Raw genomic sequence first — 19,325 nt, 5'->3', positions numbered from 1 at the left:
TTATTTAACCCCCAGGCGTTTAGCCAGGCGGTGTAAATTCGCCACGTCCAACTGTAACTGGCGGGCGCATGCAGCCCAATTCCCCGCGCAGGACGCCAGAGTGCTGATAATAATCTGACGCTGGAAATCATCCGTTGCGGTGCGCAAATTATCCACCAGCGGCGCTGAAACAGCAGGCTGACTCACGGATTTGGGTTCACTATCGGCTAACTGGAAATGCTGCGGTTGCAACCAAATTTCACCGTCCGGCTTACCTGAACGCGCCAGTACCGTGGCTCGATAAAGCGCATGTTCCAGTTCGCGAATATTCCCCGGCCAGTCATATCGGCGGAGCAGATTACGGGCAGCATCGCTCAAAGCCACCTGCTTGAGTCCCATTTTCACGCGGCTTTGCTCGCAGAAAAACCCTGCCAGCAAAGTGATATCATCGCCACGCTCGCGCAGTGGCGGCACATGCAGCGGAAACACGCTTAAACGGTGGAATAAATCGGCCCGAAACGCCCCTGCCAGCACATGTTGCTTAAGGTCACGATTGGTCGCCGCCAACACTCGCACGTTCACTCTTTGGCTGCTGTCATCGCCCACGCGCTGAATATCGCCATATTGTAAAACCCGCAGCAATTTCGCCTGAAGCGTTAATGGCAACTCGCCGATTTCATCCAGGAACAGCGTGCCGTTGTCTGCCATTTCAAACTTGCCGGTTCGATGATGAATGGCTCCGGTAAACGCCCCTTTTACATGGCCGAATAATTCACTTTCCGCCACGCTTTCCGGCAGTGCCGCACAGTTGAGATACACCAGTGGATTCGCCGCACGCGCCGAGCCACTGTGAATAGCACGCGCCACCAGCTCTTTCCCAACGCCAGTTTCCCCGGTGATCAGCACATTCAAATCAGAACCAGCAACGATCTCGATCTCTTTCTTGAGTTGCAACATTCCCGCAGATAAACCAACCATTTCAGCGCTGTTGCTTTTCGTGCTGATGGGGGCGCTCGTCGCAGCAGGTGTTTGATTTTCAAGTTGTTCCATCAGCAATGCGTTATTCAGTGCTCCCGCAGCGAGCACGCTAATTAACCGTAACTCTTCATCACTGAAATGGTCGAATTGCAGCGGGTCCATACCGTCAACCGTTAACGCACCAATCAAATTTTGATCGGCAAACAGCGGCAGCCCAAGGCAAGCATGCACTTTTAAATCTGTATGGTCGGGAATCAGCCCATCGTAAGGGTCAGGTAATTCGCTATCCGCCGGAAAACGCACCACATCACCCGCGCGAGCAATCGCCTCAAGGCGCGGATGTGCGTCCAAATCAAAACGCCGGCCGAGCACATCCTGCGCCAGTCCATCAATCGCCAGCGGGCGAAACTGCCGCGCTTCGTAACGCAATAATGCCGTGGCATCCCCGCCTAAAAGCTGGCGCAAAGTGCGAATCAAACGGGCAAAACGATCCTGGTGAGAAATGCCGCTTTGCAGGTCGATGGCGATATTGGCAAGCGAAGTAATAGACAGGCTCATGAGCGGCTCCAGATTGGAAAAGATTAACGTTACCGCGTAATAGTCAAAATGACAAAGTCATTGTCATAAAGACAATTTTAATGACTGTCTTTATGACACTAAAACTTTAAGGGTGTTTATAAATAATAATAAAAATCAAACAATTAAAAAGTTGGCACGCCGATTGTAATACATCAAATACGAGCATCATTTTTTAATTATTTTTGAGGGTATTTTCAATGGCGATTCAGGTTAAAAACAACATCCAATGGGTAGGTCAACGTGACTGGGAAGTGCGTGATTTTCATGGCACCGAATATAAAACACTGAAAGGCAGCAGCTATAACAGCTACCTGATTCGTGAAGAAAAAACCGTACTGATTGATACCGTTGACCACAAGTTCAGCCGCGAGTTTGTGCAAAATCTGGCGGCTGAAATTGACCTGAATACGCTTGATTACATCATCATTAACCATGCGGAAGAAGACCACGCAGGCGCACTGACTGAGCTGATGTCGCGGATACCGAACACGCCAATTTACTGTACTGCCAACGGCGTGGACTCTATCAACGGGCATCACCATCATCCTGAATGGAATTTCAATGTGGTAAAAACCGGTGACAGTCTGCATATCGGCAACGGCAAACAACTCATCTTCGTTGAAACCCCCATGTTGCACTGGCCAGACAGCATGATGACCTACATGACGGGCGATGCAGTGCTGTTCAGTAACGATGCCTTTGGTCAGCATTACTGTGATGAGCATCTGTTTAACGATGAAGTTGATCAGGGTGAATTGTTCGAACAATGCCAACGTTATTACGCCAACATTCTTACCCCGTTCAGCCGCCTGGTGACGCCGAAAATCACTGAAATCCTCGGCTTCAATTTGCCGGTGGATATGATTGCGACATCCCATGGCGTGGTGTGGCGCGACAACCCAACGCAAATTGTGGAGCTGTATTTGAAGTGGGCGGCGGATTATCAGGAAGATCGCATCACGATTTTCTACGACACTATGTCCAACAACACTCGCATGATGGCGGATGCGATTGCGCAAGGCATTACGGAAGTAGACCCACGCGTGGCGGTGAAAATTTTCAATGTCGCCCGACATGATAAAAATGAAGTTCTGACAAACGTGTTCCGCTCCAAAGGCGTGCTGGCCGGAACATCCACGATGAATAACGTAATGATGCCAAAAATTGCCGGTCTGGTAGAGGAGATGACCGGGCTGCGTTTTCGTAATAAACGTGGCAGCGCCTTCGGCTCCCACGGCTGGAGCGGCGGCGCGGTAGACCGTCTTTCCACCCGTTTGCAGGATGCCGGTTTTGAAATGTCGCTCAGTTTGAAAGCGAAATGGCGTCCGGATATTGATGCGCTGGAAATCTGCCGTGAGCATGGCCGCGAAATCGCCCGTCAGTGGGCATTAACTCCGCTTGTTTCTGCCCCCGCTTCCGTACCGCAGGAAAGCGTGGTTGAAGCGACTACCTGCGCTGATTCAGGCCCACGAATGCAGTGCAGTGTCTGCCAGTGGATTTACTGTCCGCAAACCGGGGAACCGATGCAGGATGTAGCACCGGGAACGCCGTGGGCCGATGTACCAGATAGCTTCCTGTGTCCGGAATGTTCATTGGGGAAAGACGTCTTTGATGTGCTGGCAACGGAGGCAAAATGAAACATGGCATTGTGATCGTCGGTTCGGGCTTTGCAGCCCGTCAACTGGTCAAAAATATCCGTAAGCATGACGCGCAGATTCCTGTGCGCATGATTGCCGCCGATAGCATGGACGAGTACAACAAACCCGATCTCAGCCATGTCATCAGTCTGAATCAACGTGCTGACGACCTCACCCGGCAGCGTGCCGGGGAGTTTGCCGAGCAGTTTAATTTAACGCTCAATGCCAACAGTTGGGTGTCCGAAATTAATACTCGCGAGCGCCTGGTAAAATGTGGCGACCAGCAATGGCCGTACGACAAACTGGTGCTGGCAACCGGCTCGAGCGCCCTGCTCCCGCCGATTGAAGGCAAAGAGCTGATGCTCACGCTCAATAGCCAACAAGAATATCTGGCCTGCGAATCGTCATTACGCGAGGCGAAGCGCGTGATGATTCTGGGCGGCGGTTTGATTGGCACAGAGCTGGCGATGGATTTTTGCCGCGCCGGGAAGCAGGTTATTTTGCTGGATAACGCCTCCAGCTTGCTCGCCTCGCTGATACCTGCGGAAGTCAGTAGCCGTTTGCAGCAGCGACTGAACCAGATGGGCGTCGAACTGCTGTTTAATCAGCGCCTTGAGTCGCTGAAGCAAACATCACAGGGAATCAATGCGGCATTGAGCAACGGGCGGACTATCTGCGTGGATGCCGTAGTGGCCGCGATCGGCCTGCGTCCAAACGTTGGTCTGGCGCAGCATGCCGGGCTGGCGGTGAACCGGGGGATTGAGGTAAACCGCCAGTTGCAGACGTCAAATGAGAATATTTACGCCCTCGGTGATTGTGCGGAAATCGACGGAAAAGTGCTGCCATTCCTGCAACCGATTCAGTTTAGTGCGATGACCCTTGCCAAAAATCTACTGGGAGCAACAGACGGTCTGGCCCTTCCTGCAATGCTGGTGAAGGTGAAAACGCCGGAGCTACCTTTACATCTGGCAGGGGAAACGCAACGCAGTGATTTGACCTGGCAAATCACCGCCGAGCCACAGGGTCTTATCGCCAAAGGGTATGATGAGGCGCAACAGTTACGGGCGTTTATTGTCAGCGAAGCGCATATGAAACTGGCGTTTGGATTATTGCGGGAATTACAGATTTAGCGGGTAATCATACGGGTGACGCAGGCTTCCTGCGTGAGGCGGATAATATCTGCGTCACCCCTTTCCTGACTTATTGAAAAGTCTACTCGTCAAGAATTGGCGCAAAGCCACCATAAATCATACGCTTGCCATCAAACGGCATCGACTCACCAAACTCTTTCATCCGTGGGTCAGACATCATTTTCGCATTCGCGGCATCACGTACTTCTTTGGATGGGTACTCAATCCAGCTAAACACCACTTCTTCGCTCTCTTCGGCTTTCACTGCCATACGAAAATCAGTGATCTTGCCATCGGGCACATCGTCAGCCCAGCATTCAACAACGCGTAATGCACCAAATTCTTTAAATAACGGTGCGGCTTTTGCGGCTAACTGCTTGTATTCATCCTTCTTTGCTGCGGGTACAGCAACTACGAAACCATCAACATAACTCATTGTGAACCTCCACGGTGTGGGAAGTACGGCAGACCATACGGGTAGATAATTTCTACCCGTGATGATTACGATTGATAAGTTTAGTCGTTAAGAATGAATGCTTCCTGCTTAAAGATTGAGCAGCATTTCATATTGCGTACAGGGATCCTGACGGAAACCGCTGCTTTCGAAAAGTGGGGCGAAAGATTCCGGGATGGCCGTGGCGGTAAAAATCCCCGGAAAACGCTCGCGTAAAAGCGTCAGCAATTTTTTGGCCTGCCCCTGGCCACGTGCTGTTGGTTCAACATAAAGCATACGCACTCGTGGCGGCTGGGGAGAAGTCGCGACCATCGCGTAAGCCACGTCGTTCAGCACATAGGCTTTGCCGGGTAATTTATAGAGCGTCTCGGGGGCGGTCAGCCACGGCAAACGCTGACCGGAATCCGTCATCATTTTTTTCGCCATGACCATCGGGTCGATTTCTTGCAGCTCGCCCGTTTCGGTAAACAGCGTCGAATTCACCGCATTGAACCCCACCAGCGTCTGCTGGCGCACGAACCCCATGCGTTCATACAGCGCCAGCCCCCCGTCGTTACCGACAATCACCTCCAGCCACATCTTTTTATCGCCACGCGCACGCGCTTCATTGATTAATTGCTGCATGAACTGTTTGCCAAAACCCTGACCGCGTAATTCAGGGCGAAGTGCAAATGCCGCCAGGCGGCTGGTTTGCCCACGGCGAGTGATGATTGCCAGCGCTTTCGGTTCACCGTCTTGTGTCCAGACTCTGCTGTCGTTAAAACTGATATCTTCGGCACTAAAACGCGACGCGAAAGTTTCACCATCGATGGTAAAAGGGACTAAATATCCTTCAAAACAATGAGAAAGAATTTCAGCCAATTGATAGCTATTCCAGTTCGCCGCCGCGTTACTCATGACCTTGTTGTGCATTGCTACCTCATCGGATGGTGTGTTTTTCATCCACATTAGGGCACAACAGTCGGTTCGACCAGGCTTTTTTCCCGCTGAATATGAATGCGAAACCACGGCAAACAGAGCTGAATAAGCGGGCCAATGGCCAGCGCATATAACACGGTGCCGACGCCAAATGTGCCACCCATCAGCCATCCCGCCAGTAAAACCGTTAACTCAATCGCCGTTCGCACACTGCGCACTGACCAGCCGGTACGGGCGTTAATCCCGGTCATCAGACCATCGCGTGGGCCGGAACCAAACCCGGCGCCAATGTACATACCGGTCGCTATCGCATTGACCAGAATGGCCGCCAGCAGTAAAACACTGCGTGCCACTAACGATTCAACCGGTGGCATCAGTGCTAACGCGGCATCCGCAGCAAGACCGAGAACGATCACGTTGCTGACTGTCCCCAGGCCCGGTTTCTGGCGCAGCGGGATCCACAGCAGCAACACCAGCGCCCCAACCACGATCATCACCATGCCAATATTTAAAGAAAAGATCCGCGCCACGCCAAGGTGGAATACGTTCCAGGGATCGGCCCCCAAATTTGCCCGCACGAACATAGCCGTGGAAACTCCGTACAACACCAGTCCGGTATACAGTTGCAGCAAGCGACGAGCGATCATGATCTTTACCTCAGAAATCTGTTATGGCTTTACTTTTATACAAAATGGATATGAAATTAAGGTCCAGTTATAAAAAAGTGGATTGCTATGGCACAGCGCAGAACGGGATCGTCATCACTGGTAAAATTGCTGGGGAACTGGCATCAGGATTTACCGCGTACGCCCGTTTATCGGCAACTGGCGGACGGGCTACGGCTGTTGATTCTGGATGGTCGCCTGCCGTTGGATAGCCGCCTGCCAGGGGAGCGCGAGCTGGCTACAGCGCTGGGGATTAGCCGCACGACGGTAGCAACGGCTCTGGCGCAACTGCGTGATGAAGGTTATCTGGCTAGCCGCCAGGGTTCGGGTTCGATCACGATGCTGCCAGAAAGCGGGCAAACTGTTTCACCGCTGCCAGGACGTGCCGCCACGCTGGATTTATCGACCGCCGCACTCAGCGCCGGGCCGGAGATTCATCAGGCCTATGCTAATGCCCTGATTGCGCTGCCAGAACATCTCGGCAGCACCGGTTACAATCAGCAAGGCTTGCCTGAACTGCGCGAAGTTATCGCGCAACGCTACGCTGCACGCGGGCTACCGACAACTGCCGATCAGATTATGATCGTCAACGGTGCGCTAAGTGGTTTTGGCCTGATTCTGCGCTTGCTGACCGGGCCTGGCGACCGTGTAGTTATCGACAATCCCACGTACCCGATGGCGCTTTCAGCCATTAAGGGCGCATCGTGCCGGGCCGTTCCCGTCAGCCTGACCGAAGACGGTTGGGATACGGATGGGCTGGCGGCAACCATCGCACAAACATCGCCGCGCCTGGCCTATTTGCTGGCCGATTTCCATAACCCGAGCGGGCGTTGTATGGATGCTGACACACGTGCCGCTATCGCTGAGATTGCCGCCCGAACGCGCACCACCATTGTGGCCGATGAAACCATGGTCGACCTGTGGTACGACGCTCCACCGCCATCACCGCTCGCCACTTTCGACGATGCAGATCGGGTGATTACGTTGGGTTCTGCCGGGAAAAGTTTCTGGGGCGGTTTGCGCCTGGGCTGGATACGCGCCAGCACGCGAACCATTGCGTCTCTGATTCAAATCCGCGATTCATTGGATTTAGGCTCACCGGTTCTTGAGCAACTTGCCGCCATTCACTTGTTCAGTGAAGCCGAAACCTTCCTGCCTCAACGCCGCGCATTATTGCGAGAACGCAGGGATGCCTGTGCGCAAACTATTAAAGAGCTGTTCCCGGAGTGGAAAATCACCGTCGTGCCGCAAGGCGGTCTGTCCTGGTGGATTGAATTACCCAAACCGCTGGCAACAGTATTCGCGGCAAGTGCAGAGTCAATCGGGATACGCATTGGCGCAGGGCCTCGCTTTGGGACTGACGGCGCATTTGAGCGATATTTACGGTTACCGTTTACGCTTGAACCGACGCAAATGCGTGCAGCCCTGGAACGATTAAAACCGCTTTGGGATAACCTGGCGCAAACTGGGAATGAATATATAAGAAGAGTGGTGGTTTGAGCGTCCAGATAATACAGATAGCCATGTGATTTATTACAATCATTAGTATCCATCCGGCAAGACTTTGTTTATTGACAGCAGCTTTCCATTCTTCATCGTAATATATCCACCCTCTTTTAAATCAGCCAGCACTCTGAATACATGAGTACGAGATAATTTGGTGCGACGTATAATAAAATTCGCCAGACCTTCACTTTCTTTGGGGTAGGTTTTAGCTCTGTAGAGATAACGGTACAACATGGGTTTGATTGTTTGATAGCTGGTGAGTTGCTTTCTCTCAGCGTGTAATTCAAGTGAGAAAATGGTCATGAAAATCAAAATATTTGATAATACCTGCATATTTTCAGTGCTTTGAAAGAAAATATTATCAAAGTTCTCGTAAGAAATTTTAACGACTTTCACTGGTGTCATGCATTTATATTCAAAACTCAGTAGCGGACAATAGCGCTCCATCAAACCAATGGGCATAAAGTCAATCGCATTGCCAATAGTGAGTTCACTTTCTGCATGTAGAATAGCAACAGAACCTTCAACCGGAACATAAATAAAACCTGGCGTCAGATCTAATTTTTTAGTTACGTCAAAAATCAATGGTTCTCCACTTTTGCAGATATCATTAACCTGACCCTCCATGTTCAGCGACTTATAATAACGATGAATATTTTCGAAGCTAGCTGCCATAACATATCCAATATATATCATCAGTAATTATAGTATAGCGCCATCAAATCAAAATGTCTGTACAAAATGAAAGGCGTAATTCCATCTAAATAGCAAAATAAACTGTAGTCCCATATGGTACTACTTCATCATTATGTAATCGATTAAAGTTGACGAAGTGGTAAACATACAGGTTTTTCAAACCAGTTTATTCAAAATAAAGTGAAGTCTAAAAAATATTTCTTATCTTTTAGACTTTATTAAGTTTAGAGGTTGAATTAATGAGACTGAATCTAATAGCCACAAGCCTGATTGCTGCAGGTTTACTGACATCGCTGTCAGTCAGCGCTGCAACGCCAGCGCCAACAAAAGATGCAACTGCTGCAACTCAGCAAGCGAATGAAGCACTTTACAATCAGCTGCCTTTTGCTGATAAAACTGATTTTGCCAATGCGCATAAAGGCTTTATCGCCGCCCTCCCGCAAGAGGCTATAAAGGGCGAGAAAGGCAATGTTATCTGGAACCCGCAGCAGTACGCTTTTATTAAAGAGGGCGACAAAGCACCAGCGACGGTTAACCCGAGCCTGTGGCGTCAGTCCCAGCTAGTTAATATTAGCGGTCTATTTCAAGTGACAGACGGTGTTTACCAGATCCGTAACCTCGACCTTTCCAATATGACCATTATTGAAGGTAAAACCGGGATTACCGTTGTCGACCCGCTGGTTTCTGCCGAAACAGCTAAAACGGCAATGGATCTGTATTACAAAAATCGCGGCAAAAAACCCGTTGTCGCGGTTATTTTCACCCACAGCCACGTTGACCACTACGGTGGTGTGCGGGGTGTGGTAGATGAAGCTGATGTCAAAGCGGGTAAAGTGAAACTTTATGCTCCGCAAGGCTTTATGGGTGCCGCAGTTGACGAGAACATTATGGCGGGTAATGCCATGAGCCGCCGTGCGAGCTATATGTATGGCAATCTTTTACCTGCCGATGCAAAAGGCCAGGTCGGTGCGGGCTTGGGTACCACCACTTCTGCCGGTACAGTGACATTACTGGCGCCAACAAACTACATCACTCACACCGGCCAGGAAGAAGTGATCGATGGTTTGACTTACGACTTTATGATGGCGCCTGGTTCGGAAGCGCCGTCAGAAATGCTGTGGTATGTCAAAGAGAAGAAGATGATAGAAGCAGCGGAAGATGTCACCCATACGCTGCACAACACGTATTCTCTGCGCGGCGCGAAAATCCGCGATCCGCTGGCATGGTCTAAATATATTAATGCAGCCATAGATCGCTGGGGCAGCGATGCTGAAATCATTATCGCTCAGCACCACTGGCCAACCTGGGGTCAGGAAAATGTTGTCAACCTGATGAAAGGCCAGCGCGATATGTATCGCTACATCAATGACCAGACGTTGCGTATGGCGAACGAAGGCCTGACCCGCGATGAAATCGCAGCCAACTTCAAACTCCCACCGAGCCTCGAGAAAACCTGGGCTAGCCGTGGCTATTACGGCTCCGTCAGCCACGACGTTAAAGCCACCTATGTGTTCTACCTCGGCTGGTTCGATGGCAACCCGGCAACACTTGATGAACTGCCGCCAGAGCAATCAGCGAAGAAATTCGTGGAATATATGGGCGGAGCAGACAGCATTCTGCAAAAAGCGAAGTCTGATTACCGCCAGGGTAATTACCGCTGGGTGGCTCAGGTCGTGAGCAAAGTCGTATTTGCCGATCCCGATAACAAGGCTGCGCGTGAACTGGAAGCGGATGCGCTGGAGCAAATGGGGTATCAGGCAGAATCCGGCCCATGGCGTAACTTCTATTTGTCGGGGGCACAGGAACTGCGTAATGGTGTGGTCAAAGCTGCAACACCAAATACCGCAAGCCCGGATACCGTTCGCGCCATGACGCCAGAAATGTTCTTCGATTATATGGCTGTGCATATCAACGGTGAGAAAGCGGCTAATGCCCACGCGGTGCTGAACTTTAACTTCGGCGACCAGGGCGGGAAGTACAAACTGGAACTGGAAAACGGTGTGCTTAACCACACGCCAAATTCAGCAGCCACTAATGCTGACGCCACAATTAATGTTTCCCGCGATACGCTCAATCGCATTGTGTTGAAAGAAGAAACATTGCAACAGGCGAAAGAGAAAGGTGATGTAAAAATCACTGGGGATGCAGGAAAACTGGATGAAGTACTGGGTTATATGGACAAGTTTGATTTCTGGTTCAATATTGTAACGCCTTAACCGTTCCACCAAAATAAGTAGTCTATAACTTGAATGCCCTGTGACGTCAGTTGCGGGGCATTTTTATTGCTTTATCGGTTTGCGCTTTAAGGGGATGAAGTTAAAACAGAATAATGCAGAGACAGGCTTAAGTATGTTGGAGTTTTACATGCACCAGAATTGGGTGGGGGCCCTGCCAGCTACATCCCGGCACACGCGTCATCTGCTGCGGCTGCTTCCTTCCGGACCTGACCGAATTCACAAATTAGCATTGCGGGAGAACCAACAGGGCCCCCATTGAGAGCGCTAGTTACCTAACGCGCTGGCGCATTATCCATGTTGCCCTATGCAATTGCAAGCAACGAGCGGTCAGGTGTTGGTTTCTTGCGCAGCCTGCGTTTTGCTTCCTTGTTTGATGGCCGGCGATTATCCTGTACAGCAGGCGTTTACGAGGTTTGCTATGGATAACAATGATTCATTCCCGATGCGGGTTTTCCAGATTATTGCTGCTATTCCAGAAGGTTGCGTCACAACTTATGGCGATGTCGCACGTCTGGCGGGATCTCCGCGTGCGGCAAGACAAGTCGGCGGCGTTCTCAAGCGTTTACCCGAAGGCAGCAAACTGCCGTGGCACCGAGTGGTGAATCGCCACGGGCATATTTCCCTGACCGGCCAGGATTTACAACGCCAACGGCAAGCCCTGCTTTCAGAAGGCATTATGGTTTCTGGCGATGGGAAAATTGATATGGAACGTTATCGCTGGAATTACTGAAAAGCGCCTCGGGCGAGGCGCTTCGCATTACGGTGAAGATCAGAACTGCGTTGGCGCAGGAACCGCTGCAGAAGGATTCACCTGAGTCGGTGAAGTTGATGGAACCGTTGTCATCGCACCGCCACTGGCCTGAACAGGAACCGCCGTTTGCTGGACCGGCACCAGCGTCAGATCGACTTTTTTCCCGCCCTGGTTAATCACCGGCTGAATAGTATCGGTGATAAACATCAGTTTATCGTTCACGGTAATCGCCGCACTCAGGATAATTCGCGCATTCGGCTGAATATCGGCTGGGTTAAACGGCAGCACAAAGCTGAACGGTGACTGCTTCCCTTCCGTGCGAACGGCTTTCTGTGACAATACCCGTGACGGCGCATCAGCCATAGAGGCATCAGACAGCGTGACAGTGAGTACCGCATCCGGTGGTAAAGCGACTTTCTGACGAATCCATACCGTACCGGAAACATTAGGCTGTGCAATATCAGACTGCGCAGTTGCTGCTGCCGAAGTTGTTGTAGCGGCAGGTGCAGGCGTTGGGATATCAGCGCTTTTCTGCGCGCATCCCGCCATCGCTACGGCAATGGCTAAACCACTTAACGTGTGCACAAGTTTCATTGATTTGTTCTCCTTATTATCAATGCACCAGCAGGCCGTAGGCCCACGAGTAATGAGTGGTTAAACTTACTTATCACGCTAAGTGTGGCACATATAACTGGTTTTTGCCCAAAAGCGAAACCGATCGTCAGGTCGGGCCACTACGTGGCGATTGCAGGAAACCTGTTATAATCAGGCCAATTGCACGATTTTATTTATTTTATTGAGGACCTTTTATGAGTCAGGCGCTCAGCAATTTATTGGCATTACTCAATCTGGAAAAGATTGAAGAAGGTATTTTTCGTGGCCAGAGCGAAGACTTAGGTTTACGTCAGGTGTTCGGTGGGCAGGTAGTTGGCCAGGCGTTGTATGCCGCCAAAGAAACCGTGCCGGTTGACCGTCTGGTGCACTCATTTCACAGCTATTTTTTGCGTCCCGGCGATAGCCAGAAACCTATCGTTTATGACGTTGAAACCCTGCGCGACGGGAATAGTTTCAGCGCCCGCCGCGTGGCTGCGATTCAAAATGGCAAACCGATTTTCTACATGACCGCGTCTTTCCAGGCGCCAGAGCCGGGCTTTGAACATCAAAAAACCATGCCTGCTGCCCCGGCACCTGAAAATCTGAAATCAGAAACTGAAATTGCGATGGCATTTGAGAAACTTCTGCCTCAAACGCTGAAAGAAAAGTTTCTGTGCGAGAAACCGCTGGAGATTCGCCCGGTGGTTTTCCATAACCCAATGCAGGGCCATGTTGATGAGCCGGTACGCCAGGTGTGGATGAAAGCTAACGGTAAAATGCCTGCCGATTTGCATGTACATCAGTATTTGCTCGGATATGCGTCGGACTTTAACTTCCTGCCTGTCGCCCTTCAGCCGCATGGCGTCGGTTTCCTCGAACCGGGAATGCAGGTCGCCACCATCGATCACTCAATGTGGTTCCATCGCCCGTTCGATATGAACGATTGGCTGCTGTATAGCGTGGAAAGTACCTCCGCCTCGAGTGCTCGTGGCTTTGTGCGCGGGGAGTTTTATTCTCGTGACGGGGTGTTAGTGGCATCGACGGTGCAGGAAGGAGTGATGCGCAAGCGGGGTTAATCCTGAAAGCATAAAAAAAGCGGAGCCTGTGCTCCGCTTTTTTATTGACGCGTTACTTATGCGTTGTAAGCATTCTCGCCGTGGCTATTAACGTCCAGACCTTCGCGCTCATGCTCTTCTGGCACGCGCAGGCCGACAGTCAGGTCAGCAACCTTGAAGCCGATGAAGGCGACTACCGCAGACCACAGAATCGTCACACCGATACTTTCCAACTGCACCAGAACTTGATGGCCCATGGTCACGCCTTCTGCGTAGCCCACACCGCCAAGGGATGGAGAGGCGAAGATACCGGTCATGATGCAGCCAACAATACCGCACACGCCGTGGACACCGAACACATCGCAAGGGTCATCAACACGCAGCCATTTCTTCAGCAGCGTCACGCCCCACAAGCCCGCCAGACCCGCCACGATACCGATAATCAGTGCGCCGCCGACACCAACATAACCACATGCTGGAGTGATACCGACCAGGCCTGCAATGGCACCGGAACACGCGCCCAACAGAGAAGGTTTGCCACGCAATGCCCACTCGCCGAAGACCCAGCCCAGCACCGCAGCCGCTGTTGCAACAACCGTGTTCACGAACGCCAGGGCTGCGATTTCGTTTGCAGCACTGGCTGAACCGGCGTTGAAACCGAACCAACCGAAGTACAGGATTGCCGTACCGGTAAACACCATCGGCAAGTTGTGCGGTTTGAAGGCTTCTTTACCGTAACCCACACGTTTGCCAATCAGGTAAGCGCCCACCAGGCCTGCAACCGCGGCGTTGATGTGAACCACTGTACCGCCTGCGAAGTCCATCGCGCCGTGCGTTGCCAGTAAACCGCCGCCCCAAACCATGTGTGCAATTGGCAGGTAAGACAGCGTCAGCCAAATCACCACAAAGATAAGCACCGCAGAGAAACGAATACGTTCAGCCAGCGCACCGACAATCAGTCCAACGGTGATACAGGCGAAAGACCCCTGGAACGCAACGTGAATATACTGGTAGAAAGAACCGGTCAGCGCGGTGAGCTGGATGTTTTTGAGCATCACCCAGTCGAAGTTACCGAAGAAACTTCCGCCCGTGCCGAAGGTTAATGAGTAGCCGTAAACCACCCACAGCACACAAACCAGTGCAAATGTGACCGTAATTTGCGTCAGCATCGACAGCACGTTTTTGGAACGAATCAGGCCGCCGTAAAACAGCGCCAACCCAGGAATTGTCATAAACAGCACCAATGCGGTGCTAATCATCATAAAGGCGTTGTCTGCTTTATCGGCCACAGCGGGTGCCGCCAGAGCGATTGATGGCGCAAGTGCCAGGGCTACAACGCCTAAGATAGAGGCTAATTTCTTCATTTTTCCATCCCTTTCACGAGTGGCTAAGACGATTACAGTGCGGCTTCGTCGGCTTCGCCGGTACGAATGCGGATGACGCGTTGCAGTTCGGCAACGAAAATTTTCCCATCGCCAATTTTGCCGGTGTAGGCAGCTTTGCTAATAACATCAATTACTTCGTCGAGTTGATCGTCGGCAATTGCTACATCAATTTTCACTTTTGGCAGGAAATTGACGCTGTATTCAGCACCGCGGTACAACTCAGCGTGACCTTTCTGGCGACCAAAGCCTTTCACTTCGGTGACAGTCAGCCCTTGAATACCGATTGAAGACAGCGCTTCACGCACATCTTCGAGTTTGAACGGTTTAATCACCACGGTAACTAGCTTCATAGATCCTCTCCAGTGAGAATTGGCAAACGACACGATTTAGATAAAGCAAAGGTCATGCCAAAATTGAAAAACAGTTTTTCCAGCGCGTTGAGCTGCGCCAAATGGGGATTTTAAGGAGAGAAATAACGATGACTGGGATTAAGAAAGTTCTTAGAAAATAAAAACGCACCATTTAAGTGCATGGTGCGTTTCAGTTCTGCACCAACGGCGATAACCATTGGTTTTATGCGTGATTTTGGTGCATCACGCAGTGGCGGGTTCTTCGCGCGTAGCGGCGGCTAATTCTTCGCCAGCCAGTTGCAGCTGGTACATTTGCCAGTATCGCCCTTGCGCAGCCAGTAATTCACGGTGTGTGCCGCGCTCAACAGCCTGCCCACGATGCAGCACCATAATGGTATCGGCATCGGTTATCGTCGATAAACGGTGCGCAATCACCACAAGTGTGGTGTGCTCGCGGACAACCGCCAGCGCCTGTTGAATAGCCTGCTCGGTGCCGGAGTCAATATTAGCCGTGGCTTCATCGAGGATCAGGATCTGCGGTGCATCCACCAGCACTCGCGCCAGCGCCAGTAACTGCTTTTGGCCAACGGACAAATTATTGCCCTGCTCACCCAGACGCGTGTGAATGCCTTCGCTCATGGTGCGCGCCAGTTCCGCAAGCTGCACGGTTTCAAGTGCCTGCCAGACTGCCGCTTCGCTGATGTCGCGCCCAAGCGTGACGTTTGCAAAGAATGAGTCCGCCAGCACCACCGGATCTTGTTGCACCATTGCCACACCCTGGCGCAACACGCTGTGGCTTAAGGTATCGAGCGGGCGACCATCAAGACGAACTTCGCCTTTTGTCAGCGGGTAATAGCCCATCAATAAGTTGGCGAGAGTACTTTTCCCGCTTCCGGTGTGCCCGACGAGCGCCACAAAACTACGCGCTGGAACATCCAGATTAATGTCCTGCAATACCAGGCGATCGCCACGGTATGAAAACGACACGTTATCCACTTCGATGCGACCACTTTCCAGCGGGCGATTGTCGTTGCCGTAATCCTGACGCTTGCCGTCCATTAACTCAAACACACGCTCACCAGCAACCACCGCCTGTTGCAGCATGGATTGTTGGGTGGTGAGTTCGATTAACGGTTCGTTAAGACGCCCCAGATAGTTGATAAAGGCATACAGCACGCCAACTTCAATCGTGCCGACAGAAGTAAAACCGAACAGTATCAGCAGGCCGCAAAGAACCATCGCGGAGAAAAGACTCAGCAACGGGCGCAGTAAAAAACCATCGAGGCGCAGGGTTTGCATCCGTGCCAGATAATGTGAGCGGCTGGCGGCATTCATGCGCTCGCCAAAACGCGCCTGCTGGCGGAATTGCTGGATAACGCTCATGCCGGAGATGACTTCGTTAAAGCCATCGTTGATATCAGCCAGATAGCTGCGCACGCGGCGCACAATTGGCGTGCTGTAGCGCTGATAAATAAACATCACGATAATCACTGCTGGGAAGATAGTGATAGCCACCGTCGCCATGCGCCAGTCGAGAGTGAACATCGCCACCAGCATCGCGCCAATCAGCGCTGCACTGCGCAAAACAGTCGCAACGACGGTGACGTACAAATCACGGATCACTTCAGTATCGTTGGTAACGCGAGAGATCAACTGCCCAACCGGCTGAGTATCAAAAGTGCTGAGCGGCTGGCGCAGTGCGGCATCCATTACGTCGGTACGCAGCTTTTGCACCACGCCCACAGCGGCCTGGTTAAATAACAGTGCCTGCCAGTAATGCAGACCCGCGGCTGAAATAGATAAAAATAAATACGCCGTGGCCAGCCCGGCCACTGCCGCAATCGGCAGGCGATGTTCAGACACCATGTTGTCGATGAAGTAACTCACCAGAATGGGGCCTGTCACTTCGGCTGCTGCGGCAATCCACAACATAACCACAGCCCCCGCAAGCGGTTTACGCCAAGGAGAGCCATAAGCCAGCAGGCGTTTTATGGTTGGCCACTGCTTGATTGCCTTACGCATTGGCGGGTTCCTCATCGGCCGTATTTTCTGGCGCGTCATCCAGCGCCGCTTCCAGTTGTTGATAACGATACATGTCGCGATACCAACCCGGCATTCCCACCAGCGCATCGTGATTCCCGCGCTGCACGATATGCCCGTGCTGCATCACCAGAATTTCCGAGGCTTCGGTCAGCGCCGACAAACGGTGTGCGCTGATGATCACCGTGCGGTTTTCACCCCACTGACGCAAATTGTGCAGGATCTGGTGTTCAGTGCGCCCATCAACCGCCGAAAGAGCATCGTCAAGAATCAAAATTTCTGCATCGAGTAATAACGCCCGCGCGATAGAGATACGCTGTTTCTGGCCGCCAGAGAGCATCACACCACGCTCGCCAACTTCCGTTTCGTAACCTTGCGGCAGACGCAGAATATCGTCATGCACGCTGGCAAGCCTGGCGACGTGTTCAATTTCTTCCTGCGTCGCGCCCGGTTTGCCAAGCGCAATATTGCTGGCAACGGTATCGGAGAACAGGAACGGCGTTTGGTTCACAACGGCCAGACGGCTACGCCAGGAATCAAGCTTCATCTGTGGCAATGCAATGCCGTGGAAGCAAATTTCGCCCTGGTCGATATCAAAGTGACGCTGGAGGAGCGAGAGAATAGTACTTTTCCCGGCGCCTGTCGGCCCGCAAAGGCCAAGCATTTCGCCCGGCTTCAAGGTGAAAGAGACGTTTTCAAGCGTCGGGCGCGTGGTTTGTGGGTAATGGAACGCCTGAATATTCGCTTCTACCGTGCCGCGCCCCGCCGGAGCTTCTTGCTCACCATCAACCACTGACGGCGCTTCGGCTAACATGCTGCGGATACGGCTGTACGCCGCACTACCGCGCTCAACGATATTGAACATCCACGCCAGCGCCAGCATTGGCCAGATCATCAGCCCAAGATACATCACGAAACTGGTCAATTGGCCGAGTGTCAGCGTGCCCTGAATAACCATCCAACTTCCGCCGCCAATCGCCAGCAGGTTTGCCGTGCCGATAGTGATGTAAATCGTCGGATCGAAACGCGCATCCACGCGCGCGACTTTCATGTTTTTCGCTCCGGCATCTTTGGCTTCGGCGGCAAACAGCGCGGACTGGCGGTCTTCCAGACCAAATGCTTTGATCATACGGATACTGGATAAACTTTCTTGCGTGCGGTCGTTGAGCGTTGAGAATGCGGCCTGTGCGAGTTTGAAACGGTGATGTAACTGGTCGCCATAACGCTTAATCACCAGCGCCATAATGGGCATCGGCAGCAGCGCCAGCAGCGTCAATTCCCAGCTGATTTGCGTCGACATAACAATCAACACCGCGCAGCCCATCACCAACGAATCCACCAGCGTTAATACGCCCTCGCCTGCGGCAAACACCACGCGATCGACATCGTTGGTGGCTCGCGCCATTAAATCCCCAGTGCGGTGGCGCAGGTAAAACTCGGGATGCTGGCGGCTTAACTGGCGGTAATAATCTTCGCGAAGTTCCACCGCGAGTTGGTAAGACGCGCCAAATAGCAGCACGCGCCAGACGTAACGCAACATGTAGACAACGACCGCGATGACCAGCATGACGCCAATCCACATCAGCACGTCGCTGCCTGAAAGTGTGTGTTGGGTGACGCCATCAACAATCACGCCCACAAGTTTAGGCGGCACAAGTTGCAGGATGGCAATGATAATCAGCAAGGCAACCGCCCCGAGATAGCGTCGCCATTCGCGGGTGAAGTACCAGCTTAGTTGAGCAAATAATCGCACGCAGTCAGATTCCTGAGAAATACTAGTGAAATGCTATTGAAGGCCGGGAGCGCGGGTTTCAACGCTCTAATGGCAAAGCCGTGGTGTATTTTATCTGTTCCATGGCAAAACTCGAAGTGACATCGCTTAAACCAGGAATACCGTTCACCAGCCGTTTGTAAAAATCGTCGTATCGTTTCATGTCTTCTACCTGCACACGCATCAGGTAGTCATACTCCCCTGCCATCCGCCAAAAACCGAGCACTTCGGGCATTTCGGCAACCACTGATACAAATTTGCAGTACCACTCACTGCTGTGATGCTGGGTTTTAATGAGCACAAAAGCGGTCAACCCAAGGCCCAGTTTTTCGGGATCGAGTAATGCGACTTTTGCCCGGATAACACCGTCGTCTTCAAGCCGTTTCAGGCGTTTCCAGCAGGGGGTGGTGGTCAGATTAACGGCATCAGCGAGAGCCTGCAAAGAGAGGGTGCAGTCGATTTGCAACAAGGATAGCAGCTTACGGTCAATTTTATCTAACATGGCGACCTCAGGGAGAAATTTTTTCTCCATTTAATTCCCTGGGAAGGCTAAAAGGCAACTTTTTTATCCTGTTTTTGCATTACTCTAAGCACAAATAG

General features: G+C 51.9%; 17 protein-coding genes and 1 other RNA gene. 6 read left to right on the top strand and 12 right to left on the bottom strand.

Annotation, left to right across the window (positions count from 1 at the left end):
- The gene (norR, locus tag GBAG_RS04200) at positions 1-1,515 is read right to left on the bottom strand and encodes a nitric oxide reductase transcriptional regulator NorR (RefSeq protein ID WP_034493734.1); all 1,515 of its coding nucleotides are present in this window, start codon (positions 1,513-1,515) and stop codon (positions 1-3) included.
- A gap of 218 nt (positions 1,516-1,733) precedes the next feature.
- On the opposite strand from norR, the gene norV reads away from it, so the two are divergent.
- Both norV and norW read left to right on the top strand, forming a co-directional pair.
- Positions 1,734-3,173, top strand: coding sequence for an anaerobic nitric oxide reductase flavorubredoxin (gene norV, locus GBAG_RS04195; protein WP_034493733.1), 1,440 nt, complete (start codon positions 1,734-1,736; stop codon positions 3,171-3,173).
- A complete protein-coding gene (norW, locus tag GBAG_RS04190) occupies positions 3,170-4,303 on the top strand; it encodes an NADH:flavorubredoxin reductase NorW (protein ID WP_034493732.1) in 1,134 nt (377 codons plus the stop codon). Before norV ends, norW begins: the two co-directional genes overlap by 4 nt.
- An 82-nt stretch (positions 4,304-4,385) precedes the next feature.
- On the opposite strand, the gene GBAG_RS04185 is transcribed toward norW, so the two are convergent.
- The 3 genes from GBAG_RS04185 to yczE all read right to left on the bottom strand — a co-directional run bounded on the left by GBAG_RS04185 (position 4,386) and on the right by yczE (position 6,319).
- A complete protein-coding gene (locus tag GBAG_RS04185; protein ID WP_034493731.1) occupies positions 4,386-4,739 on the bottom strand; it encodes a DUF1428 domain-containing protein in 354 nt (117 codons plus the stop codon).
- Between the two features lie 108 nt (positions 4,740-4,847).
- On the bottom strand, positions 4,848-5,669 hold the full coding sequence (locus GBAG_RS04180; RefSeq protein WP_034493837.1) for a GNAT family N-acetyltransferase: 822 nt from the start codon (positions 5,667-5,669) through the stop codon (positions 4,848-4,850).
- Between the two features lie 35 nt (positions 5,670-5,704).
- Entirely contained in the window at positions 5,705-6,319 is a 615-nt protein-coding gene (gene yczE, locus GBAG_RS04175; RefSeq protein WP_034493836.1) for a membrane protein YczE, read from the bottom strand.
- A gap of 90 nt (positions 6,320-6,409) precedes the next feature.
- Here yczE and yczR point away from each other — a divergent pair, with 90 nt between their 5' ends.
- Positions 6,410-7,840, top strand: a complete 1,431-nt coding sequence (gene yczR / locus GBAG_RS04170) for a MocR-like transcription factor YczR (RefSeq protein ID WP_034493730.1) — start codon at positions 6,410-6,412, stop codon at positions 7,838-7,840.
- A gap of 42 nt (positions 7,841-7,882) precedes the next feature.
- Here the strand turns inward: yczR and GBAG_RS04165 are convergent, their stop codons facing one another.
- Positions 7,883-8,521: a helix-turn-helix domain-containing protein gene (locus GBAG_RS04165; protein ID WP_034493729.1), complete on the bottom strand. Its 639-nt coding sequence runs from the start codon at positions 8,519-8,521 to the stop codon at positions 7,883-7,885.
- Positions 8,522-8,781: 260 nt separating this feature from the next.
- Here GBAG_RS04165 and GBAG_RS04160 point away from each other — a divergent pair, with 260 nt between their 5' ends.
- Positions 8,782-10,758: an alkyl/aryl-sulfatase gene (locus tag GBAG_RS04160; RefSeq protein ID WP_034493728.1), complete on the top strand. Its 1,977-nt coding sequence runs from the start codon at positions 8,782-8,784 to the stop codon at positions 10,756-10,758.
- A gap of 170 nt (positions 10,759-10,928) precedes the next feature.
- Here the strand turns inward: GBAG_RS04160 and ffs are convergent.
- An RNA gene (gene ffs / locus GBAG_RS21975) (signal recognition particle sRNA small type) lies at positions 10,929-11,025 on the bottom strand.
- Positions 11,026-11,197: 172 nt separating this feature from the next.
- Here ffs and GBAG_RS04155 point away from each other — a divergent pair.
- On the top strand, positions 11,198-11,509 hold the full coding sequence (locus GBAG_RS04155; RefSeq protein WP_034493834.1) for an MGMT family protein: 312 nt from the start codon (positions 11,198-11,200) through the stop codon (positions 11,507-11,509).
- Between the two features lie 39 nt (positions 11,510-11,548).
- Here GBAG_RS04155 and GBAG_RS04150 read toward each other — a convergent pair whose 3' ends face one another.
- Positions 11,549-12,124: a YbaY family lipoprotein gene (locus GBAG_RS04150; RefSeq protein WP_034493727.1), complete on the bottom strand. Its 576-nt coding sequence runs from the start codon at positions 12,122-12,124 to the stop codon at positions 11,549-11,551.
- Positions 12,125-12,339: 215 nt separating this feature from the next.
- Between GBAG_RS04150 and tesB the strand changes: the two genes are divergently transcribed.
- Entirely contained in the window at positions 12,340-13,200 is an 861-nt protein-coding gene (gene tesB, locus GBAG_RS04145; RefSeq protein ID WP_034493726.1) for an acyl-CoA thioesterase II, read from the top strand.
- Positions 13,201-13,256: 56 nt separating this feature from the next.
- Here the strand turns inward: tesB and amtB are convergent, their stop codons facing one another.
- The 5 genes from amtB to GBAG_RS04120 form a co-directional block, all read right to left on the bottom strand.
- Positions 13,257-14,543, bottom strand: coding sequence for an ammonium transporter AmtB (gene amtB / locus GBAG_RS04140; protein WP_034493725.1), 1,287 nt, complete (start codon positions 14,541-14,543; stop codon positions 13,257-13,259).
- Positions 14,544-14,575: 32 nt separating this feature from the next.
- A complete protein-coding gene (gene glnK / locus GBAG_RS04135) occupies positions 14,576-14,914 on the bottom strand; it encodes a P-II family nitrogen regulator (RefSeq protein ID WP_002891893.1) in 339 nt (112 codons plus the stop codon).
- Positions 14,915-15,157: 243 nt separating this feature from the next.
- Complete coding sequence (locus GBAG_RS04130; protein ID WP_034493724.1) at positions 15,158-16,936, bottom strand: SmdB family multidrug efflux ABC transporter permease/ATP-binding protein; 1,779 nt, start codon at positions 16,934-16,936, stop codon at positions 15,158-15,160.
- Positions 16,929-18,707, bottom strand: coding sequence for a SmdA family multidrug ABC transporter permease/ATP-binding protein (locus GBAG_RS04125; protein WP_034493723.1), 1,779 nt, complete (start codon positions 18,705-18,707; stop codon positions 16,929-16,931). Before GBAG_RS04125 ends, GBAG_RS04130 begins: the two co-directional genes overlap by 8 nt.
- 58 nt (positions 18,708-18,765) lie before the next feature.
- Positions 18,766-19,227: an Lrp/AsnC family transcriptional regulator gene (locus GBAG_RS04120; RefSeq protein WP_034493833.1), complete on the bottom strand. Its 462-nt coding sequence runs from the start codon at positions 19,225-19,227 to the stop codon at positions 18,766-18,768.
- Positions 19,228-19,325: the final 98 nt, after the last annotated feature.

The sequence above is a fragment of the Buttiauxella agrestis ATCC 33320 genome (genome assembly GCF_000735355.1).
GTDB lineage: Bacteria > Pseudomonadota > Gammaproteobacteria > Enterobacterales > Enterobacteriaceae > Buttiauxella > Buttiauxella agrestis.
This window is presented reverse-complemented; position numbering and strand designations above follow the sequence as displayed.